This window comes from Pseudoalteromonas caenipelagi, from assembly GCF_013140855.1.
Classification (GTDB): Bacteria; Pseudomonadota; Gammaproteobacteria; order Enterobacterales; family Alteromonadaceae; genus Pseudoalteromonas; species Pseudoalteromonas caenipelagi.
On sequence record NZ_JABBPG010000003.1, the window covers coordinates 216670 to 238345 of the forward strand.

The following is a 21676-nucleotide window of genomic DNA, read 5'->3' on the forward strand; positions in this document are numbered from 1 at the left end:
AGCGATGGCTTTGCAATTTCCACAAATTGACCCAGTAATTTTTTCTATTGGGCCATTGAGCGTACGTTGGTACGGTGTGATGTATCTCATTGGTTTTTTGTTTGCTATGTGGATGGCTAATAGGCAAGCAGAAAAACCAAATTCAGATTGGACTAAAGAACAAGTAAGTGACTTGCTTTTTTATAGCATGCTGGGTGTGATACTTGGCGGTAGAATTGGATATGTTTTGTTTTACCAATTCTCATATTTTGTAGAAAACCCCATGTACTTATTTAGAATTGACCAAGGTGGTATGTCTTTCCACGGTGGTGCATTGGGTGTGGTCACTGCAATTGTCGTATTTGCCTTACGTAGCAAAAAATCAATTGTGTCGGTGGGCGATTTTGTGGTGCCGCTTGTGCCGGTCGGTTTGATGGCTGGTCGAATAGGCAACTTTATTAATGGCGAACTTTGGGGAAGAACCACAGACGTGCCGTGGGCATTTGTTTTTCCGACCGGTGGCCCATTACCTAGACATCCATCGCAACTGTACGAGGCCTTTTTTGAGGGGCTAGTGCTTTTTGTTATGTTAGTTTTGTTTACCAAAAAACCAAGACCAGCAGGCAGTGTTGCAGGGTTGTTTTTGCTTGGATATGGCGTTTTCCGCTTTTCGATTGAGTATTTCAGAGAGCCCGACGCGCACATTGGCTTGTATGGTGGTGTGATTTCTCAAGGGCAAATTTTGTCTTTACCTATGGTAATTGCAGGCGTAGCTCTGATGGTTTGGGCATACAAAACACAGCCTGTATCGGAACAAATTAAAAGTAAGTAAGATTGCCACTATGAAACAATATTTAGATTTAATGCGCTATGTAAAAGAACATGGCACCAAAAAAGAAGACCGAACAGGCACGGGAACTCTGAGTGTCTTCGGCTATCAAATGCGTTTTAACCTACAAGAAGGCTTTCCTTTGGTGACCACCAAAAAATGCCACCTGCGTTCTATTATCCATGAGCTGTTGTGGTTTCTTAACGGAGAAACCAACATTGCTTACCTGAAAGAAAATGGTGTAAAAATTTGGGACGAATGGGCAACTGATGACGGTGAGTTAGGCCCTGTATACGGTAAGCAATGGCGCTCTTGGACTGGAGAAAATGGCGTTGTAGTCGATCAGATAAAAGAGTTGATTGAACAAATCAAGACGAACCCAGATTCGCGTCGCTTAATAGTCAGTGCCTGGAACCCTGCGCTACTGCCGGATACGCAGTACTCACCAAAAGAAAATGCGGCGATGGGCAAACAAGCGCTGCCGCCTTGTCATACTTTGTTTCAGTTTTATGTTTTAGATGGCAAGTTATCATGCCAGCTGTATCAACGAAGCGGTGATATTTTCTTAGGAGTGCCGTTTAACATTGCCAGTTATGCCTTATTAACTATGATGGTTGCACAAGTGTGTGATTTAGAGCCTGGTGACTTTATCCATACATTTGGCGATGCGCATTTATATTTAAACCATCTAGAGCAAGTGGATGAGCAATTATCGCGCACCCCATTTGCAAAACCTACAATGAAGATAAACCCTGATGTAAAGGATATTTTTTCTTTTACCTATGAAGACTTTAAGCTTGAGGGATATCAAGCACATCCACATATTAAAGCACCCGTGGCCATTTAGGAGATAAAATGAAAGCCGTGATCCCAGTTGCCGGTTTAGGCACTCGTATGTTGCCTGCAACAAAAGCCATTCCCAAAGAAATGTTACCCATTGTTGATAAACCGCTGATCCAATACGTGGTGAGTGAGGCTGTTGCGGCCGGTGTAAAGGAAATAGTATTGGTTACTCATTCTAGTAAAAATTCGATTGAGAACCACTTTGATACCAGTTTCGAACTAGAAGCTACATTAGAAAAACGTGTTAAGCGCCAACTCCTTGAAGAAGTGCAATCTATTTGTCCAAAAGATGTCACCATTATTCATGTGCGTCAAGGTGAAGCAAAGGGACTCGGCCATGCCATTAACTGCGCCGGCCCTATTATTGGTGATGCGCCTTTTGTGGTTATGTTACCCGATGTACTTATTGATGAAGTGGCTAGCGACTTATCAAAGGATAACTTAGCGCAAATGATCCAGCGATTTAAAGAGCATGGACAGAGCCAGATCATGGTAGAGCCAGTTGCACATGAAGACGTTGATAAGTTTGGTATTGCAGATATTGGTGACGTAAAGCTTAAACCAGGTGAAAGTGCCGAGCTGAATACCTTGGTTGAGAAGCCTGCAGTTGAGGAAGCACCTTCAGACTTGGCTGTTGTTGGGCGCTATGTACTTAGTAAAGAGATTTGGCCATTACTTGCGAAAACGCCGTTAGGTGCGGGTGGAGAAATTCAACTCACTGATGCAATAGCGATGTTGATGGAGCAAGAAAAAGTGCAAGCGTATGCAATTAAAGGCAAAAGCCATGACTGCGGCAGCAAGCTTGGCTATTTACAAGCAAATGTTGAGTACGCACTAAGAAGAGCCGAATTTTCAGAGCCTTTAAAAGCCCATATAAAGTCCCTTCTTTAACAAAGTGGTGGTAATTAAATTATAAAAAAGTGCCTTCTATGGCACTTTTTTTGCTACAAGTCGCAAAGGAGTCGTGTCGATTGACGGAAGTGAGTGCGATGTTAGCTAAAAATATGATGATTATTTTCTTTGTGGTTTTAACACCAGCTTGTGCTTTATTAGGTGAAACCACTAACAATACACAACAGCCAGTATATCGTTCTGACATAGAGCCATATATAGCTCAATGGGAAGAGAATAAGCAAAGCATAGAGCGGTTAAAAGAAATGGAGCAAGACCTGACCTTGCTTTTGCAGTTGGTGGCGTCACAAGCTGATCTTGAAGCACTCCCTGAACAATTGCGCAGTGATGTACAAAGAGTGACTCATAAACCCCAGCCGCAACAAACGATGCTGGGTATGCAAAACCAAGTATTGGTTAAGCTGAGTACTTTTTTACAAAAAACACATGCCGAACGTTACATAACCAGGTTTACCAATCAATACCCACAGCTGAGCGCTGTTATGTCTTATAAAGTGGCACCTCAAACTAAGAACGGTAGTGACTTTTATCTGGTTTTAGCGGGGCCTTATAAGACGGACGATGATGCGAATAAAGTCTGCTTTGTTCTGCACCAACTTAATGAAGCTTGTCAATTGTTCAGTCAGTAGTTTCGTGTAAGCATTATATTTACGAGGTGGTCAAATAGAGGTACAAATTATTTAAGTTATACGATAAAGTGTCGATAAAAGTATAACGCCGTTCCACTTTAAGGGAATGCTGGATTACAAAAATAAGGAGTTTTTCATGAATAAAAAGGCCATAATTACCTCTAGTTTATTATCCTTTGCTGTGCTGAGCACAACTGCGCTTGCTGAAAAAGCAAGGTTCACAGCATCAGTGAAAGTGCAAAACACATTTGAGCTACTAAAAGATAAAGACCTGTTATTTGGTACAATCCGTGCTAAAGCAGATACCAGCTCAGGGGATGTTGCGACACTTATCATGCCTGCAGATCCAGATGTTGCACCTACTGCAAAGTCAAATGGTAATGCCGTTATTACGATTATGAGTGGTGAAAGTAATCCCGCTGCGTTCAGTATTAAAGGCTTACCCGCCTATGCAGTGTTAACGCTAACTGATCCCACGGAGACGGACCTTGTTCTACCTGGCACCTCATCAACGGCTGCAAAATTCAGTTTAAACAGTTTTACTTATTATGTAACAAAAGGTGCCAAGACAGGAGATGTGTCGGCTTCTACAATACAGGCTGACGACAAAGGGGATGTTGAGTTTAACCTCGGTGCAACATTAAGCACCAGTAGTAATACTGCTGATGGTACCACTGCTGATTATTCTGATGGAGACTACTCAGGCACATTTAGTGTGCAAGTAAATTACTAAACTGATAATCGCATCTACATGAAATGGTTGCTACTCAGTATTATGATGATAGGCTCAATAACCTGCTCAGCGCAGGTTATTGAATCATTAAACTTTGGCAGCTTAGTTATTCCACGTAATGATCAAGTAGCATCAGTCACCATACATCCTGACAATAGCATTGATATGAACGGGTTGTATGTCTTTGCACCAGGTAACCCTGCATTACTCGTCATAGAATCATTGTCACCGGGCTCGCAGGTTTTTATCTCTGATAGTGCTAATGGCGTTCGTCTAACGTCTGGTACTAACAATCAATATCTAGTCATTGAAAAATTACACTACCGAAAGTCACATATTGTTAACCAGCATGGAGAAGTAGAGCTATCTATCGGGGCTACGCTAAAAACCTCCGCAAATGGAGCGCCGTATTTTGATGGTCATTATTCTTCTATTATTGAAATTAGCTTGGATTACTAATTAAACATGAAAGTAAAAATAAACGCTTATTTAATCGTTGTATTAGCTGTTTTTTTCAGTATTTTTAGTAGCTTTAACGCAACTGCTAACCTATTAATATCTCCGACACGTATTGTATTTGATGAGCGCACGCGAACGGCGAAAGTGCACATCATAAATAATTCAGATGAGCGAAGGACCTATCGCTTAGGTTGGCAAGAAAAAGCAGCAAAGCCATCAGGTGGGTATGAAGATTTACCTGCTCTGACAGATTCGTCTTTGAGCCCTATGGTTAGAATGAGTCCAAGTCAGCTTACGCTTGCGCCAGGAGAGCGGCAAGTGGTGAAGTTGGCAATCAGAAAGCGCAAAGATTTAAAAGCTCAAGAGTACCGCTCACACCTACAGTTTAAAGCGTTACCAAATCAAAAAGCCCTCTCTCAAAAGCAGCTAGGGATAAATATTAATATGGTTTTGAGCTATTCGATCCCGGTATTGTATCGAGCAGAAAAAAATACACCGACGATAAGTATTACCGGTGTACAAGTCCAACAGCTGGATTCATTAAGAGTCAGCCTAGAAAAGTCAGGTAATTATAGTAGTTTTGGCCAATTCGAAGTGTGGTTTACTCCACAAAACAGTGATGAACCTCAACGGGTTGCAGTACAACCCCATACTAGCATCTATGCAGAGCTGCAAAATGCGATGGTTGAACTGAGAGTGATTGAAGGGTTTAAGTTCAATCAAAAAGGAACCATTAAAGTTAATTATATTGGTCAGCAGGAGTATACAGGGCATACTTTTGCTCAATATTCGGTCCCGTTCAGCCTTTAGAATTAGGTGGCAAATGTGCGAGTGCGCGTAAAGGGGTCATTGCTTGCAGCGTTAGCTTTTTTTCCAAATGTTAAAGCTGCTAACGACTATGCCGCTATTTTAGAGGTATTGAAAAGCATAGATAACAAGCTTGTTGAGTCTCAGTTATCTCCTTCACTACAAAATACATCTCACAGTATTCCTGAAGGTGAGATGTTATTTTTATCTTTTTATTTAGATAGCAATTATTTAGGCGAAGTGATTGCAATAAAAAGCAAATCTGGTGCTTGGTTGGAACTGAGTAGCTTTTTTGGCAGTTTTGATTTTGCCATCCAGCGTAGCGTAAGTGGATATGATGGCTGGTTCATTAATATAGATAATAAGTTTACCTTTGATGAAAAGTCCCTAACAGCAGAGATTGCGGGTCAAACGGTAGCAATAAATGAGCAAGAGTTTTATAAAGATCAAGATGATATCTATATAGATATGGCTGTTTTGGCATCTTGGTTTTCCCTCGAATTGACCGCTGATTACGGTGCTCAAGATGTTACGGTGAGCTCCAAACATGTCTTACCGATAGAAGCAAAGCTGGACCGAACTAGGCGTGCTAAAAGACAATTCGTTGTTAATAAGTATGCGACCAAGCCTTGGAAGGCAAGTCCTTATCGATTTTTATCTTCACCTTTGATGGATGTGCAACTGGGTTATCAAAAGAGTGATGCTCGAGAGGGTTTAAATTACTCCGTATTAGGTTCCCATGATTTTGCGTACATGCGCAGTGAATATTACTTTTCAGGCCGACAATCCGATGTGCTTAATCAATCTCGACTCACGCTCAGTCGAGATGATGAGCAGGCTCAACTGCTTGGAACACTACAAGCTTCTCAGTTTGAAATTGGCGATGTGACGGCAACACGAGTAGGGGGACTTCATCAGAATCAGCTGGCAAGGGGGGTAAAAATATCTAACGCACCACTAGATACTTTGCTGGATCAAAATCGTATTTCAATAACAGGCGAAGTACAAAATGGTTGGGACGTAGAACTATATCAAAATGGCGTGCTGGTAGAACAAAAGTTTGATAGCAATGATGGTCGCTACTTATTTGAAAATATCAATTTGCTTGTTGGTTTGAATGAATTTGAAATAATTTTATATGGACCTCAGGGGCAGGTTGAAAAGCGTACACAACAATATTTTATAGACGGTAGTGCATTAGAGTCTGGCCAGGGAGTATATGAGGTTTCTGTCACTCAACAGGGCCATAGGGTATTTGATGATAAGCAGTATCAGATAGGCGCTTTGGGTTGGTTATTGTCAACGCGCTATGAGCAAGGTCTGTCAGACACTCTATCTGTCTACGGCGCGACCTCCGTGCGAGAAGGATTAACAGAGGGGCCTAAAAAAGTTATAGCGGTTGGCAGCAATATGACCTTAGCGGATAGATTCTTGGTTAACGCAAGCTACGAACAAGATGATTTTTCACAATCTAGATTAGAACTTGTAACACGGGCTAAGCTATTGCAGCAAGCGATGCGCCTACATTATAAACGCGTAACAAAAAATACCTCGGTGAACTTTGCAGATAAAAACACCACAACCCAAGCAAATTTGGGGTTGGAGTTTTCCGGTAATATTATGTCCCGTCAATACGGAAGGCTAAATTATCGAAATGCACTTTCTTATACGCAGTATCAGAATCAAAGTGGCAGTAAAACTTTTACTAATTCGCTTAATTATATGACTGGTAGGTACTCACTTGGTAATCAGCTCAGCTGGAGTAAATCGTCAGATGGAATACTCTCAAGTCTAGGTAGTTCACAGGTGCAAGCTCGGTTTGGGCAGATATATAGCCGTTTGTCTGTGAATTATATGCTTAAGCCAGACAGAGATATAACAAGTTACTCTGCTGAGTTTTACACAAATTTAATGGCCAGTCTGCAGGCCCAGCTTACCTACACAAGTTCAGTAGACAGCGATTTAGATACCACTAAGTTAGCGCTGAGTTGGCAAACAGATGACTTCAGCATGAATACATCTATGTCATACAATAGTGATGACCATTGGCAGTTTGGGATATTTGGACGTTTTAGTATTGGCTATAATGCTATGCATAATAGCTATTTTACGTCCCGGCGTAGTTTAACACAAAGTGGTAGTACACTTGTTCGAGTATTCTTGGATGGCAACGATAATGGTCGGCTTGACGAAGGCGAAACACTTGTAGAAGATGTAAAAGTAAAAGCGGTACAAGCTCACCGTCATGGGCTGACGAATATTCAAGGCGTCGCAGAGTTGACGGGCATGCTGGCAAATAGAAAAACAGATATTGAACTGGATGAACAAAGTATCAATGACCCATTTTTAGTCCCCAGAAATTCAGGTATCTCAATTACCCCTCGGGCAGGTTATGTGGAGTATGTCGATTTTCCATTAGTTAATGCCAGTGAAGTTGAAGGGACTATCTATGCTCAAAGAGGCAAAGTTTTGCCGTATGCCAAAGTTAACCTACTGGATGAAGATGGTAAACTGGTGGCTCAGACAGAATCCGCATTTGATGGCTATTATTTATTTACAGGCTTGAAACCAGGTCAGTATGTTGCACAAGTTGACGAAGCTCAACTGCAACAAAAAAACCTTAAGGCGACACAAACGGTCATGGTGGAGCTGCCAAATGAGGGGAGTGTATTGTCTGGTGTTGATCTGTCTTTGCTTGAAATGGACAAATTTAACGGCGTGTTTTCAAGCCTTGGCGAGTTTTCATCCTTATCGATATTAAAAACATACTTTGTACTTATTAATAAGCGTTTAAAGAACTTACCAGGATATAACCCTTTTTACTTTACAGACTCAAATAGTGGTAAATACATACTGGCTGTCAGTTATTCTGTGCAGCCCTCTAAAGAAGTCAACAAGATGTGTGAGTGGGTAGCGCAACGCGGTCTTTCGTGTGAAGTAAAACAAACACTTATAAAATATTGATTATCATGGAATAGCAAATGTTTAGATGTCGGTTTTCGAAAAAGCAATGGGTGTTAGGTGTGGCTACTTTTGTTATGCTAAATGGCTGTGCCGCCACTAAGCCAAACAAAGAAAATGTAGCAACTATTACTAAGTCAGAGCTTGAGCATTTACAACAAGCTGCGCAGCAATGGCAAGAAGCAAAAGACGGGGTAAAAAGGCTACTGAAAATTGAAAAAGATCTCAGCGTATTGATCTCTCAATTAGATGGGTTAGTTAAACAGCAGATAACGCAACAGGCTGCTCAAAACATGTATGCTGTCAGTGATACTAAAATGCCGGACTCTTCTTCAAAGCAGCAGTCATCAGGCAAGAGCGAAGTTATCAATCCAGCTACACCAGTCGTACATTCTAGCGCTCTAGAGGCCACGGCAGTAAAAACAAACCAACGGGCTCCCGCGAATTTAAGTGCAAAGACAAGCGCTTTAAAATATGCGTTGCAGCTAAGTTCAGTCACGCAAAAAAGTCGGCTTGATAACTTGATACCAGATCTCAAAGCCAAGTTGCCAAAAACACTCGGTGAAAATTTAAATATTGAAACAGCTCAGGTCAATAACGTGACATTCTATCGCCTTAAAGCGGGTGGTTATGTGGACAAACAGCAGGCGTTAGATGTATGCACAAACCTTAAGGCTAAATCAATCAACTGCATTGTAAGTCTTTTTGATGAGCAATCAGCAAAAACTAGGCTCTAGATAGTATTTGGGTATAGTTTTTGCATTCTACTAACCAGAATTATTTGTTTAGGTTAGATGATAATGCGTTTAGTCCTATTTTTGTTATGTATTGGCTTAGTTGGCTGTCAAAACGTTGAAGACGTGAGAAAGCGGTATCCTCTTTATATAACACCCGAAAAAACAATGGCACCTTATACTGTACATCAATATGTTAGCGACTTGAGTATCCAGTTAAGTAACATTTCTGGTGTACGCAAACGCAATGCGCGTATCGCTGTGATGAGTTTTTTTAAGGCTGATGGTTTAGGAGAAACTCTTGCAGAACAGCAAGCTTCTGGGCTTAGTCAGCAAATTCAAGAAAGTCTGCTGACTCAATTTACGCAGCTAGGCTATCACACGGTAGAGCACCGCCTAGAGAACCAACTCACATTACTAGACAACGCTGACAGCATGCTAAGCCGTCGGATTGACAACCTGCGTGAGCGCCAGAATATTGACTTTGTGGTTGCTGGCAGTTTAACCCAACAGCAGCATGCGTACATTGTGAATGCTCGTTTGATAGATATGCAAACTGGGCGAGTTGTGTCAGCTGCTACAACAGAAATTCCAGTGAATGTAATGTGGTCGGATGAAAAAGTATTGCAACGCGATGGGTTGCTTTACCGCACAGAATATTAATGAGGAACATACAATGAAGAATTATTTGTATATTTTGCTTTTACCATTGAGTGTTGGCTGTGCAAATATGTTGGACAGTTTTAGTGCCAAGAATCAGCAAGTTCAAGGTAGTAGCGCACAACGCGATGTGATGGCTCCTAATACGTCTAAAGACGCATTTCAGTCACGCAATGCAGTACCAAACATTATGAGTCAAAGGGCTAATGTGAGTCGCAAGAACATTAACCATTATGTGCGTGGGATAATGCAAGACTTAGTCGAGAATCTACAGTATGTGAATGCTAAAACACCTCTAGCGGTATCAAGCTTTGTATATCTTGATGATGATTATGGCCAAGCGACATTATTAGGAAATCAGTTATCAGAAAGCTTTATGCATGAACTACACAAGTTCGGTGTGTCTGTGGTTGATTTCAAGACAACAGATTATATGCGTGTAACTCCGCAGGGGGACTTTGTGTTTAGCCGAGATTATTTAGAGCTAAATGAAACTCAAAACTTTCAATATGTGTTAGCAGGCACGCTAGTTAATCACCAAGGTGGTGTACTGGTTAATGCGCGCATTGTAGGTATTAATAGCAAAGCTGTCGTTGGCTCTGCTCAGGGATTTATTCCTCAGTCGGTAGTGGATGCACTTGGCAACAGTTACCGAACAGACGGCATTTTAATGAAAAAGGCGAGTAATTGAGGTGTAAGATGAAACAGCAATATTATCTATTGGCAGCAGCGTTTATAACGCTGGGCGGCTGTCAGTTAATGAGTGTCAATCAAGTCGCTGTGATAGAGCCAAAGGCACCAACGAGCCAAATTGATGCTCTTTACGATGAGGCGCAACGTCAAAAACAAGAAGACGAATTGGATAATGTGCAGAACTCCCGTCGTTACAGCCCAGTCATACACAATTTACAGTTAGCTAATTATGTTGAACAAATGGCGCTTGAGCTTGTTGATACAATGAACTCTGACCAAGATATTAATATTGCAGTTGCGTCTTTCGTCGACTTCGATAGTAACCTTCGCACAACCAATCAGCTTGGCAATCAAATTGCTGAAACATTTATTCATCAATTGCAAAAGTTTGGCTACGGTGTCGTTGATTTTAAAACGACCAACTCAGTATCCGTCACTCAAAAAGGTGACTTATCTTTTTCCAGAGATGTGAAAGCACTTACCAATAAAAGAGTTGCAAGCCACGTGCTATCGGGAACCATGATATATCGAAGCTCCGGTGTAGAGGTTAATGCACGAGTGACTGATATAGATTCTAAACAAGTGGTAGCGAGTACTCGTAAGCTAGTACCTAGTTACGTTTTGTATAGCGAAGAGCTTGCATTGTTTGATGTTAGATAATTTTCAAGTCGCTGACTTTTATAAAAAAGTCTTGAAATAAAATGGGGCGAACAGCTATACTCAGAACGCTCAGGCCCCTTAGTTAAATGGATATAACAGTCCCCTCCTAAGGGACGGTTGCAGGTTCGATTCCTGCAGGGGCCGCCAGATGCACTCAACCTCTCCTCCACCTTTAGTAATCTGTAACGCAAAGCCAGTTCTATAAATGGCAAGTTCTATTTTTCGGTCGCTTTATACTGTGTTTTTTCAGTTTTAGTATAGAGAGATGGCGATGATGAGTGACTTTATTATTAAACCTATAAACCTTGATTTGTATTTGTCTTTACAGACCACATCTGAGGAGTGTGTGGGGCGGTGGATAACGGCTGACTCGAACCCAGGGTACCCCTGCAGAGTGTCGCTTCGCGAAGCTAAAGTGGGAGAAAGGGTATTGTTGACTCACTATTTGCACCACAATGTACATTCTCCTTATCGCGCGTCAGGGCCAATTTTTATTATAGAAGATGCAAAGCCAGCTGACTTGGGGGTAAACGAAATCCCTGAGGTATTAAAGACTCGGTTGATATCTTTACGTGCATATAGTGCAAAAGGCGATATGCTCAGCGCTAAAATAGCACAAGGAAAATCTGTAAGACAGACTCTATCGGAGTTATTTAACCACAAAGAAGTTGACTATGTTCAGCTTCATAATGCCAATCCAGGTTGTTTTAGCTGTGAGGCTAGACGAGTTTAACAGTATGCGTTATTGCCCGGTTACTATGAGGAGAGTAAACGGGCAGCGTGTGTTTTTTGTTAATCATCTAGATCAAAGTTCGTTTCATTTTTAATTTTTATCTGAACAATATCATTGAGTTGAATATTACTTAAAGGACGTGTATTGAGGTTAACCGCGGTCGCACTTTGCATATTAACATTGATAACTTTTACCTGCTCTATGGTCTGTACCGTAGAATTTACAACGGAACCCCTGCTGGTAATGATATTGCTTTGGTGCATTATAGATAGGGTGGTACCTGGCTCCAGTCCGTGAACTCTACCAAGGTTGATCACAACTTGCTCAGCATCTAAATATAGAATTTTTCCTTTTGTAGGAATGCATGATACGGCAGTATTCAAATCTTGGCTTACTTTATTAAATACTTCTTGGATCTCTTGTCCATAATGGGAGTTCCAAAATCGGTCACTGTAAACATCAATCAGCTTTGTTTTTTCAAACGGCCAAACCCCTTGGGTAGCATAATGTTGTTGCCATACTTTTTCATACGTCATGGCATCATAAAGTGCAAAATCTATTTTAAAGCTTCTTGCGTATTCATCGTTTTGCCAAAACGCATAGTCGTTATTAAGCTTGTCAATATCAGCAATGTCAGTGATCTGACTTAATAGTACATATTGACTATTGCTGTTCATCGCGATGGTTTCTATGAGTATATGGTTATAATCAAATTGCTGAGAAAAGTACTCTTTAACATTGATTGCACTATTTAGGTAGGGGATGGGTTTTACTGCGTTAGTGCGTTCATTTAGCGTATTAAACAAGCGTTGTGAGGCTGCTTTTGCTATGTCAAATATTTGACCCAAGCGAGCTTGATGGGGCTGCATTAGCTGGCTCTGTGTAATCGCGATTTGCTTGTTAAACTGTTGCTCTAAGCATTGGCCTTTCGTTGCGTAAATATCAAGGTGTAGGGTGACGCTATACTGATCGCCTTCTTTGCTCTCACTTACCATATTAACTTGTTGTATTTCACCGTGGGATTTAATTTTTATCTCATCTTGGCTAAGAATCCCATCAGCAACACTTTGCACACTACTTACCGTCGCACCAGAAAATATCAGGGCCTGAGTTATTGCGTCTTTTACAGCGGCTTGTCTGGCTTGTGCTACATCTCGACCTTGCGTACTTGCATAACCCATAACTTCGTACCACTCTGCTTTTACAACAGTACTCATACCTATGAGTATCAGTAAAGTGATCGCCTTAATCATAATTAGCACCTCGAAAAAATCATATCAATTTAGAAAGCAAGTCACGTACCACAATTTATGGCAAGAAATGTGCATAGTAAAACGTTAGTAACTTTATGAGGTGAACAATCATGAATATCAAAAGGCAAGTAAAAATCACAAGCCTTGTAAGTATAGCATTGCTTTTGGGTTCTTTGACTGGATGCAGCAGCTTATTTGATAAGCATATTGAATATGAGTATGTTCTACCGGACAACTATCCCGTTTTAAAGGCGATTGGTTATGCGCCGTTAAGCGCTCAGCCAGGCACAAATCAAGCGCAAAAAATGCTCATGGCAGTGAAAGTATCGAAGCTCGAAGCCTACCGTGAGTTAACAGAGCAAGTTTATGGTCAGAATATATCATCGAGTATGACAGTTAAAGGTGCGATTGCTAAAAATGACGGCCTGCAAAGTCAAGTAAATGGTGTAATACGTGGTGCAAAAGTTGTGAAAAGTTACGCTGCAGGTGATACGTATGTAACCGAGTTGGAGTTGGATATGAAGCGTGTTCATGATCTATATATAACTCAAGCTAAGCCTAGAAAAATTAAGCGCGTAACGTATTACTGATAATTTAAAAAATGCTGAAGTACACTGCTCTGTCTTAGAATATTAAGAAGAGCAGTTAAGCTTTGAGGTTTTTAACTAGTTCACTATTGCGAGATACTACAGCACCGTCTTGGTCATAAGTCACTGACGAAGGCGCCCCAATTAAAATCTCTTTCAATTCTCTGACGCTTAAATTTGCTTGATGGGCAGCTTGGGCATTGACGTCATTTTTTTGTTTGCATTCAATCAAAAGGTTTTCGATGTTAGAAGTGAGGTTGACTGCGTCAGGTTGAGAAAATAGTGCTTTGTCAAAACCCGAGAGCTCTTTATCCAAGCTCTGAATTGAATGTAGTAAGGTAAGTTTCTCTCTTGCAAGCTCTTTCAGGCCATCGCCTTTTTTGGCCGCCAAAAGCTCAAGCTCACTATCTAACAACTGGGTCAAAGTTGTTAAATGAGTGAGCTGTTTTTCTAGCTTGTGTACACAAAGGGCTAGATGATCATCCATACATGTCGAACTCAAATGCTGCGATGTTTTTAGCTAGCTTTTCAGCGTCGATTTGATATTTGCCTTCACTGATTGCCTTTTTTAGCTCAGCAACTTTATCACTGTTGAAAGCGGGCGCTTCTTGCGCTTTTTCCTGCAAGTTTTTAAGTTGACGCGCTTGTGGTGTCAAACTTACAGAATCAGAAGTTGTTTTTTGTGGCGCTTTTGTAGGTGCGCTACTCGCATTTGCATCATTTCTTTGCAACTCAGCTTTTTGTTGCTTAATATTATTAAGCACGCTGTTTGATTGCGACTGACCTTTTACATTATTTACCATGATTGTGACCCAAATAAAGAATCTTGCTTTAAATATCGGCTGTTCTAGCTATAACTTTAGCAAAAATTTTAGATATTCACCTCAATAGAATCAACATCTTTCACTCTTCCTGAGACAATTTTTCCAGACTTTTGATTTTTAACCCGAATTTGCTCACCTATATTTCCATCCTGTAATGCGATCCCCTGCGTTTTTATTGTTAAAGTCTGTGTTTTTGCATAAATACTAACAATATCGCCTTTACAAACCATACAAATTTGATGCATGCCCACAGGCATGCCTTCTCGTAATACACGCTTGCTGCGACTTCCTATGAGCAGATTAATATCATCAATGTAAGATGCTCTAACAAAGTGTTTTGGTCGGTATTCAAGTCTTAGGTGTTGCTCTGTTAGAAGTTCACCTTTGGAAATCATTTCTGTGCTAACTATGACAGGAAACAACTCTTCTATACGTATATGTACATACTGCGTCCATCCAGAGAGATCTTCGCACTTAAGTTGTACCGTTACCTGCCGATTAAAAGGAGCTGACGCGTTTGTTGATATATCTAGTGGCGTCTCACACTGACGAGTTGGTAGCCTAGCATCTAAAGGTATCGCACGAATTTGTAAGTTTGAATCTGGCTTTTGAGTTGCAAGGTTAGATATAAATGAACGAGCAGCTTCCTCGAGTGCTTGATTATTATAATCTTGTGCATAAACCGCATCGCTGAGCAGAATGTAGACCATCGCGAAGAAAAACCCAGCAGATTTGGTTTTTTTTAACAAACTCATGATGTTTCGACTATGCTTATCATGTGAAAAAGGGTATAAAGATTTTGCGTTAATTGTGACACCTCTTCAAGAGTTATTGTTCCTTTATTAACGTCTGCAAGTATCGTTCCGTTAAGCATTATTAAAGTTAGGAGATTGAAATGGCAGGTATTTTAGACTCAGTAAACCAGCGTACACAGTTGGTTGGGCAAAATCGCCTAGAGTTATTGCTATTCAGGCTTAAGGGTCGACAACGTTTTGGCATCAACGTATTTAAAGTGCGTGAAGTGCTACAATGCCCGCCATTGACGAGTATGCCTAAATCTAATGCCTTTGTACGGGGCGTGGCGCATATTCGCGGACAAACAATTTCAGTCATAGATATGTCGTTGGCTGTGGGTGGTCCACCTATTGAAGATATCCATAACTGTTTCATTATAATTGCCGAATATAATCGCTCTGTTCAGGGGTTTTTAGTTGGTGCGGTTGAGCGAATCGTTAATATGAATTGGGAAAAGATCATGCCACCGCCTTCAGGTGCTGGTCGTTATTCATATCTTACTGCGGTTACTGAAATTGAGAATGAACTGGTAGAGATACTGGATGTTGAAAAAATCCTCAATGAAATTTGCCCTGTTAATACAGAAGTGAGTCAAGATATTGTATCTGATGGCGAGATGCAAAAAGACTTAGGTGAGCGAATCGTTTTTATTGCAGATGATTCAGCTGTAGCAAGAAACCAAGTCAAAAGGGCCCTTGAGCCTTTAGGCGTTCAGACTGAATTAGCTAAAAATGGTAAGGAAGCTTTGCTACGTTTGAGGGAAATCGCAGAGATGGATTGCCAAAACAATATTACAGAGCGTGTGGGACTACTTATTTCTGACGTAGAAATGCCAGAAATGGACGGCTACACGCTTACAGCAGAAATAAAGGCTGATCCAAAATTGGCACCATTGCATGTTATCTTACATACTTCTCTTAGCGGAGTATTTAACCAAGCAATGATCCAAAAGGTCGGTGCAGATGACTTTATCGCAAAGTTTAACCCAGATGAATTGGCAGCAGCCGTTAAGAAATGGGTTCACTGTGACTAATGAATGGCGGTAATACATTGGAAAATAAGCATCTTCAACAAAGTGAATATGATCAGTTTCGAACTTTTCTAGAGCAACAGTGTGGCATTGTATTGGGTGACAACAAACTATATCTAGTTAAAAGTCGCCTCGCGCCCTTAATGACAAGGTTTGGCGTTGACACGTTATCAGCATTAGTCAATAAAACGCTTAGTCCACATGAGCGGCAACTACGTGCCGCGGTGGTGGATGCGATGACAACGAATGAAACATTATGGTTTCGTGATGCCTATCCATTTGAATTGTTAAAAACGAAAATATTTCCTGAGTTTAGTGATTTACGCCGACCAGTGAAAATTTGGTCTGCGGCAAGCTCATCAGGGCAAGAGCCTTACTCGATTGCGATGTCGGCAAGTGAATATCAAAGCAAAAACCCAGGCTCGTTAAAGATGGGTGTGCAAATCACAGGCACAGACATATCTAATACTATGCTAGATATGTGCAAAAATGCTGAGTACGATGCATTGGCGTTAGCGCGCGGCCTTTCGGCTGAAAGACGGAAAAAGTTTTTTAAAGATAGCGGCAATGGCATGGCTCAAGTCGTCGATCCAATCAAGAAAATGGTTAACTTTAGACACCTAAACCTACTTGATTCGTATGCTTTAATGGGCAAATTCGACGTTATTTTTTGTCGCAATGTTCTTATATATTTTTCACCACAGGTGAAAGCAAAAATCATTTCTCAATTTGCACAAGCACTAAATCCTAAGGGGTATTTATTTCTTGGCGCATCAGAATCTATGGCTGGGTTAAGCGATTCATTTGATATGATCCGCTGCAATCCAGGTATAATTTACCAGAAAAAACAATAGAATATGGCGGTCTTACCGCCATTCTTATTTTTGGCCCGCCTTTTGCTTTAACTCCTAAGAGTCAAATTTTTGGAGTTGTGTTATGGCAATTAGTTTCGATAAGGCTTTGGGCGTACACCCTCATGCCATGCTTATTCGCTCGCAACGTGCAGAGCTCTTAGCCAGTAATATAGCCAACGCTGACACCCCTGGATATAAAGCCAAAGACATTGACTTTGCACAAGCTTTAAAAGCGGCAAAGTCTGGGCAACAACGCGGCAATAATATGGTCCGTACTGATGAAAATCACATCCGTGGTGGTAGTCAATTAACCGGTGGGGCAGAACTTTTTCGTAATCCAAATCAAGCAGATACAGGTGATGGTAACTCTGTTGATGTACAGGTGGAACGAAACTTGTATGTACAGAACTCATTAGAGTATCAAGCCAGTTTGCAATTTTTGTCTGGTAAGTTTAAAGGCCTTAAAAAGGCACTAGGTGGTCAAGGGTAATAATTATGAGTTTATATAACGTATTTGATATCGCAGGTAGCGGTATGAGTGCTCAGAATATTCGCCTGAACACTACTGCCAGTAATATTTCTAATGCAAACAGCATAAGTTCTAGCCAGGATAAGGTTTATAGAGCAAGGCACCCAGTATTTGCTGCTGAGTTAACAAAAGCGTCTTCAATGCAAGACCCTACACAGTTAAACGCATCAGTCGGGGTAAAGGTTTTAGGCATTGTTGAAAGCGATAAACCGCTTCAGATTGAATATAACCCGAATCACCCAAGTGCCGATAAGGATGGGTACATCTATAAACCCAATGTGAACGTAGTTGAGGAAATGACTAACATGATTTCAGCATCTCGTTCGTATCAAACTAATGTGCAAGTGGCAGATGCTGCTAAGCAGATGCTTAGTAAAACTCTACTACTTGGTCAGCGTTAACGGGAGTATAGCTGATGAGTAATGATATTAATGCGGCGTCGTCTTCTTATTTGGATTCCCTTCGTTGGAATAAGGATAACAAGCCACAAGAGAAAAACGATACGCTAACGCAAGAAGACTTTTTTTCGCTATTAACGCAGCAGCTGTCTTACCAAGATCCAAGCAAGCCAGCTGACAATGATCAGATGATTGCCCAGATGACCAACTTCACTATGGCAGAGGGTATTTCAAACTTAAATTCAAAATTTGAAATGTTGTCGGCATCAATGACGTCTAACTCGGCGCTGCAAGCTTCAACCTTGGTTGGCAAAAAAGCATTACTCGAATCAGACACGATTAATATAGGAAGCGATCAGTTGGCCAAAGGTTCAGTTATTACAACCGAACCGGTTGAGAACTTGACTATTAGTATTTATGACGAAAAAAACCAGCTGGTTAGAACAATGGATATGGGAAGTCGGACTGCTGGCGCACTTCGTTTTGAGTGGGACGGTAAAAACCAAGATGGTACACCTATGCCAGAAGGTGAATACAAAATTAAAGCTGAAGGTAGAGCTGGTGGTGAGTTTACTAGTCTACCGATGGCAACATTTAAAAATATAGATAGTGTCAATGTGAATGGTGCCAACGGCATTATCATAAACACAAGCTCAGGCGCAGTGAAACTCACTGATGTCGCTGAAATAGCTTAACTATCATGAGTTACAGAATTAACCTTACAGTACAAGAGGTGAGAGTATGAGTTTCAATATTGCATTAACAGGTTTAGCTGCCGCGCAAAAAGACTTAGATGTGACGGCAAATAACATCGCAAACGTTAATACCACAGGTTTTAAAGAATCTCGTGCTGAGTTTGCAGATGTATACGCAGCATCCGTTTTTAGTTCGGCCAAAACCAAAGCTGGTGATGGTGCGCAAACGACCATGGTTGCTCAGCAATTTCACCAAGGGTCATTGAAGTTTACAAATAACTCTCTCGATCTTGCGATTACTGGTGATGGTTACTTTGCAATGAGTGAAGAATTTGGTTCGCAAGACTACACTTTTACTCGCGCGGGTGCTTTTAAGCTTAATAAAGACAACTTTATTGTTGATGCACAAGGCAACTTCTTGCAAGGCTTCCCTGTTGACCCTTCTACGGGTGATACAACATCAGTAAGCTTAAGTACGTCTACAGCACTGCAGATCCCTGACGCATCAGGTTCTCCTCGAGCAACTTCTACGATTTACAACTCATTCAACGTGGACTCGCGAGAGCAAGTGCCAACGATACCGTTTGATCCAACACAATCGGCATCATATAACTCGTCAACTTCGACAACAGTATATGATTCATTGGGTGAGCCACATGTTATGCAGCTATTTTTTAGGAAGTCGGCCTCAAATACATGGGAAGTGTTTGGTACTTTAGATGGCACACAATTTGACAATACGGGTACTGCGGGTACTGGTACTCCAATTACAACGTTTGGTTTTGACGCCAGTGGTTTACCTTCTACCACCGACGGTGGTGCGAATGCGGGTACCACGTTTGATCCATTAACGTTAACGGGTACTAACTTAACCGGTATTTTAACCAATGGTGCTACCTTTCCAAACGATGTCACGATGAACTGGCGTGATGAGGCGAATACCACAAACAAGTTACCAACTCAGTATGCTAGCCGGTTTGAGGTAAAAGCACTTGAGCAAGATGGTGCGACTGTTGGCCGTTTATCAAGTATTGATATTGGCTCTGATGGTAAGATTATTGCGGCTTACAGTAACGGTGATTCAACTTATCTGGGCCAAGTTGCTATGGTACGTTTTTCAAATTCGCAAGGCCTATCTCCTGTTGGCAACACTGCTTGGAAGAAGAGTCTTACATCAGGTGAGCCGATTGCAGGTGAACCAGGTTCAGGTACGTTAGGTAGTATTAACTCTTCATCTCTTGAACAGTCTAACGTAAACCTAACCAATGAACTGGTTGATTTGATAAGTGCACAGCGTAACTTCCAAGCAAACTCTCGTGCGCTGGAAGTCAACTCAACACTACAGCAAAATATCCTACAGATCCGATAATTACTTATCAGGTTCCAAGGCCGCATTATGCGGCCTTTTTTATACTCACTTACCCGCCTTGTATACTGTCATTTATTTGTTGGCACTATTATTGCTTTTATTAGTTAGATGAATTTATTAGTAAGGTTAGTGTTATGGATAAAATGCTCTATATCGCAATGTCAGGCGCAAAGCAAAGTTTGCGCGGTGTTGCAATAAAAGCGAATAACTTAGCCAATGCCAATACTACCGGCTTTAAAGCTGACTTTGCGCAAGCGCGCTCAATGCAAGCCTTTGGTGAAGGTTTGCCTACACGGGTGTTTGCTATGCAAGAGCGTCCTGGGACGAACATGACAGCAGGGCCAATAGTTGAAACGGGTAGAGACCTCGATATTTCTGTCTCGCAGAAAACTTGGATAAGCGTTATGGACCAAGGTGGTAATGAGGCATATACCAAGGTCGGTACTTTCAATATTCGTTCTGATGGTGCTTTGGTAACTAGTCACGGCCGTCAAGTTATTGGCGAGGGTGGGCCAATTATTTTGCCTATCCCTGTTGATAAAGTTGTATTTAGTGATGACGGCTCTATTCAAGTTCGACCTCAAGGTGCTCCTGCGAACTTTATGGAAGTGGTCGACAGATTAAAGATTATTGAAGCTGACAATGGCCAGCTAGAAAAAGGCAATGATGGCTTGTTTCGGCCAAGAGAAGAAGAGCTTGTGAATGGCTTATGTGGGTTTTGTGATATTTCTCCAACGGCTCGCATTATGAGTGGTACTTTGGAGCGTTCAAACGTAAACCCTGTGCATGAGATGGTTGACATGATAAATCATCAGCGTCAATTCGAAATGCAAATGAAATTAATGAAGACCGCAGAAGAGATAGACGAACGTCACGTATCTTTACTGCGTATCGTCTAACCGAGTGAGGTAATAGTTATGAACCCAGCATTGTGGATCAGTAAAACAGGCTTAGATGCTCAACAAACAGATATTGCTGTTATTTCCAATAACCTAGCAAACGCCAGTACCGTAGGATACAAAAAGAGTCGGGCGATTTTTGAAGATTTACTTTATCAAAATATCAATCAACCTGGTGGCCGGTCATCGCAAGATACGGAGCTTCCTTCTGGTTTAATGCTCGGTGCAGGTTCTAAGGTTGTAGCAAACCAAAAGAATTTTTCGCAAGGCAACATGCTAAGCACCGAAAACACATTAGATTGGATGATCCAAGGTCCTGGCTTTTTTGAAATTCAGATGCCAGATGGTACAACGGCGTATACTCGTAATGGCCAGTTTACCACCGATGAAGAAGGGCGAGTTGTTACCTCTGGTGCCGGCTTCCCATTGCAGCCACAAATGAATGTGCCTGATGATGCTAAGTCTATTACCATTTCGCAAGACGGTGAAGTGTCAGTGTCGGTATCTGGTCAGGCAGAAAACGTAGTAATTGGCCAATTAGTTATCAGTGACTTTATTAATCCATCAGGTTTAGAGCCAATGGGGCAGAACTTATACACCGAAACCGCTGTAAGTGGTGCACCGGTGCAAGGTAACCCAAGTGTTGACGGATTAGGTTTGATAGTACAAGGCGCGTTAGAAACATCTAACGTGAACGTCACTGAAGAGTTGGTGAATTTGATTGAAACGCAACGCGTTTATGAAATGAACTCGAAAGTGATTTCATCTGTTGATGAAATGCTTAGTTACATTAATCAGCAGTTATAATTTT

General features: G+C 41.3%; 26 protein-coding genes and 1 tRNA gene. 23 read left to right on the plus strand and 4 right to left on the minus strand.

The features are described 5' to 3' along the window. The first annotated feature begins 4 nt into the window (after positions 1-4). The 14 genes from lgt (at position 5) to HG263_RS09435 (ending at position 11632) form a co-directional block, all read left to right on the plus strand. Positions 5-811 carry a prolipoprotein diacylglyceryl transferase gene (gene lgt, locus HG263_RS09370; protein ID WP_171625820.1) on the plus strand — a complete coding sequence of 269 codons (807 nt, stop codon included), beginning with the start codon at positions 5-7 and terminating at the stop codon, positions 809-811. A gap of 10 nt (positions 812-821) precedes the next feature. Continuing rightward, positions 822-1655 carry a thymidylate synthase gene (locus HG263_RS09375; RefSeq protein ID WP_171625821.1) on the plus strand — a complete coding sequence of 278 codons (834 nt, stop codon included), beginning with the start codon at positions 822-824 and terminating at the stop codon, positions 1653-1655. An 8-nt stretch (positions 1656-1663) separates the two neighbouring features. After that, positions 1664-2542, plus strand: a complete 879-nt coding sequence (gene galU, locus HG263_RS09380) for a UTP--glucose-1-phosphate uridylyltransferase GalU (RefSeq protein ID WP_171625822.1) — start codon at positions 1664-1666, stop codon at positions 2540-2542. Between the two features lie 38 nt (positions 2543-2580). After that, entirely contained in the window at positions 2581-3192 is a 612-nt protein-coding gene (locus HG263_RS09385; protein ID WP_171625823.1) for an SPOR domain-containing protein, read from the plus strand. Positions 3193-3328: 136 nt separating this feature from the next. Then, the gene (locus HG263_RS09390) at positions 3329-3925 is read left to right on the plus strand and encodes a DUF4402 domain-containing protein (protein WP_171625824.1); all 597 of its coding nucleotides are present in this window, start codon (positions 3329-3331) and stop codon (positions 3923-3925) included. A gap of 18 nt (positions 3926-3943) precedes the next feature. Further along, positions 3944-4384 carry a DUF4402 domain-containing protein gene (locus HG263_RS09395; protein WP_171625825.1) on the plus strand — a complete coding sequence of 147 codons (441 nt, stop codon included), beginning with the start codon at positions 3944-3946 and terminating at the stop codon, positions 4382-4384. Between the two features lie 6 nt (positions 4385-4390). Further along, positions 4391-5194, plus strand: a complete 804-nt coding sequence (locus HG263_RS09400; RefSeq protein WP_171625826.1) for a fimbrial biogenesis chaperone — start codon at positions 4391-4393, stop codon at positions 5192-5194. 15 nt (positions 5195-5209) lie between these two features. After that, a complete protein-coding gene (locus HG263_RS22695) occupies positions 5210-8155 on the plus strand; it encodes a carboxypeptidase regulatory-like domain-containing protein (RefSeq protein ID WP_171625827.1) in 2946 nt (981 codons plus the stop codon). Positions 8156-8172: 17 nt separating this feature from the next. Next, positions 8173-8889 carry an SPOR domain-containing protein gene (locus HG263_RS09410; protein WP_171625828.1) on the plus strand — a complete coding sequence of 239 codons (717 nt, stop codon included), beginning with the start codon at positions 8173-8175 and terminating at the stop codon, positions 8887-8889. Between the two features lie 63 nt (positions 8890-8952). Next, positions 8953-9549, plus strand: a complete 597-nt coding sequence (locus HG263_RS09415; protein WP_171625829.1) for a FlgO family outer membrane protein — start codon at positions 8953-8955, stop codon at positions 9547-9549. Positions 9550-9562: 13 nt separating this feature from the next. Next, positions 9563-10237: a FlgO family outer membrane protein gene (locus HG263_RS09420; protein WP_171625830.1), complete on the plus strand. Its 675-nt coding sequence runs from the start codon at positions 9563-9565 to the stop codon at positions 10235-10237. A gap of 8 nt (positions 10238-10245) precedes the next feature. Next, complete coding sequence (locus tag HG263_RS09425) at positions 10246-10899, plus strand: FlgO family outer membrane protein (protein WP_171625831.1); 654 nt, start codon at positions 10246-10248, stop codon at positions 10897-10899. A gap of 72 nt (positions 10900-10971) precedes the next feature. Beyond that, a tRNA-Arg gene (locus tag HG263_RS09430) sits at positions 10972-11046 on the plus strand. 124 nt (positions 11047-11170) lie between these two features. Beyond that, entirely contained in the window at positions 11171-11632 is a 462-nt protein-coding gene (locus HG263_RS09435; protein ID WP_171625832.1) for a DUF1203 domain-containing protein, read from the plus strand. Between the two features lie 59 nt (positions 11633-11691). On the opposite strand, the gene HG263_RS09440 is transcribed toward HG263_RS09435, so the two are convergent. Next, a complete protein-coding gene (locus HG263_RS09440; protein ID WP_171625833.1) occupies positions 11692-12885 on the minus strand; it encodes a flagellar assembly protein T N-terminal domain-containing protein in 1194 nt (397 codons plus the stop codon). 110 nt (positions 12886-12995) lie between these two features. Between HG263_RS09440 and HG263_RS09445 the strand changes: the two genes are divergently transcribed. Beyond that, positions 12996-13475 carry an LPP20 family lipoprotein gene (locus HG263_RS09445; protein WP_171625834.1) on the plus strand — a complete coding sequence of 160 codons (480 nt, stop codon included), beginning with the start codon at positions 12996-12998 and terminating at the stop codon, positions 13473-13475. Between the two features lie 55 nt (positions 13476-13530). On the opposite strand, the gene flgN is transcribed toward HG263_RS09445, so the two are convergent. The 3 genes from flgN to flgA form a co-directional block, all read right to left on the minus strand. After that, a complete protein-coding gene (gene flgN / locus HG263_RS09450) occupies positions 13531-13959 on the minus strand; it encodes a flagellar export chaperone FlgN (protein ID WP_171625835.1) in 429 nt (142 codons plus the stop codon). Next, complete coding sequence (gene flgM / locus HG263_RS09455; protein WP_171625836.1) at positions 13952-14275, minus strand: flagellar biosynthesis anti-sigma factor FlgM; 324 nt, start codon at positions 14273-14275, stop codon at positions 13952-13954. Before flgM ends, flgN begins: the two co-directional genes overlap by 8 nt. 68 nt (positions 14276-14343) lie before the next feature. Next, positions 14344-15051 (minus strand): flagellar basal body P-ring formation chaperone FlgA, encoded by a 708-nt coding sequence (gene flgA, locus HG263_RS09460; protein WP_171625837.1) that lies wholly within the window; start codon positions 15049-15051, stop codon positions 14344-14346. A gap of 140 nt (positions 15052-15191) precedes the next feature. Between flgA and HG263_RS09465 the strand changes: the two genes are divergently transcribed. The 8 genes from HG263_RS09465 (at position 15192) to flgG (ending at position 21672) form a co-directional block, all read left to right on the plus strand. Continuing rightward, positions 15192-16124 (plus strand): chemotaxis protein CheV, encoded by a 933-nt coding sequence (locus HG263_RS09465; protein WP_171625838.1) that lies wholly within the window; start codon positions 15192-15194, stop codon positions 16122-16124. Between the two features lie 17 nt (positions 16125-16141). Beyond that, positions 16142-16975: a CheR family methyltransferase gene (locus tag HG263_RS09470; protein ID WP_171625839.1), complete on the plus strand. Its 834-nt coding sequence runs from the start codon at positions 16142-16144 to the stop codon at positions 16973-16975. Between the two features lie 82 nt (positions 16976-17057). Beyond that, entirely contained in the window at positions 17058-17465 is a 408-nt protein-coding gene (gene flgB / locus HG263_RS09475) for a flagellar basal body rod protein FlgB (RefSeq protein ID WP_171625840.1), read from the plus strand. Positions 17466-17470: 5 nt separating this feature from the next. Continuing rightward, positions 17471-17905, plus strand: a complete 435-nt coding sequence (flgC, locus tag HG263_RS09480; protein WP_171625841.1) for a flagellar basal body rod protein FlgC — start codon at positions 17471-17473, stop codon at positions 17903-17905. A 14-nt stretch (positions 17906-17919) separates the two neighbouring features. Next, on the plus strand, positions 17920-18597 hold the full coding sequence (locus HG263_RS09485; protein ID WP_171625842.1) for a flagellar hook assembly protein FlgD: 678 nt from the start codon (positions 17920-17922) through the stop codon (positions 18595-18597). 46 nt (positions 18598-18643) lie between these two features. Beyond that, on the plus strand, positions 18644-19966 hold the full coding sequence (gene flgE / locus HG263_RS09490) for a flagellar hook protein FlgE (protein ID WP_171625843.1): 1323 nt from the start codon (positions 18644-18646) through the stop codon (positions 19964-19966). A gap of 134 nt (positions 19967-20100) precedes the next feature. Continuing rightward, a complete protein-coding gene (locus HG263_RS09495) occupies positions 20101-20865 on the plus strand; it encodes a flagellar basal body rod protein FlgF (protein ID WP_171625844.1) in 765 nt (254 codons plus the stop codon). An 18-nt stretch (positions 20866-20883) separates the two neighbouring features. Continuing rightward, positions 20884-21672: a flagellar basal-body rod protein FlgG gene (gene flgG / locus HG263_RS09500; RefSeq protein ID WP_171625845.1), complete on the plus strand. Its 789-nt coding sequence runs from the start codon at positions 20884-20886 to the stop codon at positions 21670-21672. Positions 21673-21676 lie beyond the last annotated feature (4 nt).

Excerpts from the sequence above, each read along its gene's own strand:
- HG263_RS09390 (WP_171625824.1), top strand. The coding sequence starts at position 3,329 with ATGAATAAAAAGGCCATAATTACCTCTAGTTTATTATCCTTTGCTGTG.
- HG263_RS09440 (WP_171625833.1), bottom strand. The coding sequence starts at position 12,885 with ATGATTAAGGCGATCACTTTACTGATACTCATAGGTATGAGTACTGTT.
- HG263_RS09410 (WP_171625828.1), top strand. The coding sequence starts at position 8,173 with ATGTTTAGATGTCGGTTTTCGAAAAAGCAATGGGTGTTAGGTGTGGCT.
- lgt (WP_171625820.1), top strand. The coding sequence starts at position 5 with ATGGCTTTGCAATTTCCACAAATTGACCCAGTAATTTTTTCTATTGGG.
- HG263_RS09400 (WP_171625826.1), top strand. The coding sequence starts at position 4,391 with ATGAAAGTAAAAATAAACGCTTATTTAATCGTTGTATTAGCTGTTTTT.
- flgE (WP_171625843.1), top strand. The coding sequence starts at position 18,644 with ATGAGTTTCAATATTGCATTAACAGGTTTAGCTGCCGCGCAAAAAGAC.
- HG263_RS09485 (WP_171625842.1), top strand. The coding sequence starts at position 17,920 with ATGAGTAATGATATTAATGCGGCGTCGTCTTCTTATTTGGATTCCCTT.
- HG263_RS09425 (WP_171625831.1), top strand. The coding sequence starts at position 10,246 with ATGAAACAGCAATATTATCTATTGGCAGCAGCGTTTATAACGCTGGGC.
- HG263_RS09385 (WP_171625823.1), top strand. The coding sequence starts at position 2,581 with ATGGCACTTTTTTTGCTACAAGTCGCAAAGGAGTCGTGTCGATTGACG.
- galU (WP_171625822.1), top strand. The coding sequence starts at position 1,664 with ATGAAAGCCGTGATCCCAGTTGCCGGTTTAGGCACTCGTATGTTGCCT.
- flgG (WP_171625845.1), top strand. The coding sequence starts at position 20,884 with ATGAACCCAGCATTGTGGATCAGTAAAACAGGCTTAGATGCTCAACAA.
- HG263_RS09420 (WP_171625830.1), top strand. The coding sequence starts at position 9,563 with ATGAAGAATTATTTGTATATTTTGCTTTTACCATTGAGTGTTGGCTGT.
- HG263_RS09435 (WP_171625832.1), top strand. The coding sequence starts at position 11,171 with ATGATGAGTGACTTTATTATTAAACCTATAAACCTTGATTTGTATTTG.
- HG263_RS09495 (WP_171625844.1), top strand. The coding sequence starts at position 20,101 with ATGGATAAAATGCTCTATATCGCAATGTCAGGCGCAAAGCAAAGTTTG.
- HG263_RS09375 (WP_171625821.1), top strand. The coding sequence starts at position 822 with ATGAAACAATATTTAGATTTAATGCGCTATGTAAAAGAACATGGCACC.
- HG263_RS09445 (WP_171625834.1), top strand. The coding sequence starts at position 12,996 with ATGAATATCAAAAGGCAAGTAAAAATCACAAGCCTTGTAAGTATAGCA.
- flgN (WP_171625835.1), bottom strand. The coding sequence starts at position 13,959 with ATGGATGATCATCTAGCCCTTTGTGTACACAAGCTAGAAAAACAGCTC.
- flgC (WP_171625841.1), top strand. The coding sequence starts at position 17,471 with ATGAGTTTATATAACGTATTTGATATCGCAGGTAGCGGTATGAGTGCT.
- flgM (WP_171625836.1), bottom strand. The coding sequence starts at position 14,275 with ATGGTAAATAATGTAAAAGGTCAGTCGCAATCAAACAGCGTGCTTAAT.
- flgB (WP_171625840.1), top strand. The coding sequence starts at position 17,058 with ATGGCAATTAGTTTCGATAAGGCTTTGGGCGTACACCCTCATGCCATG.
- flgA (WP_171625837.1), bottom strand. The coding sequence starts at position 15,051 with ATGAGTTTGTTAAAAAAAACCAAATCTGCTGGGTTTTTCTTCGCGATG.
- HG263_RS09465 (WP_171625838.1), top strand. The coding sequence starts at position 15,192 with ATGGCAGGTATTTTAGACTCAGTAAACCAGCGTACACAGTTGGTTGGG.
- HG263_RS09395 (WP_171625825.1), top strand. The coding sequence starts at position 3,944 with ATGAAATGGTTGCTACTCAGTATTATGATGATAGGCTCAATAACCTGC.
- HG263_RS09415 (WP_171625829.1), top strand. The coding sequence starts at position 8,953 with ATGCGTTTAGTCCTATTTTTGTTATGTATTGGCTTAGTTGGCTGTCAA.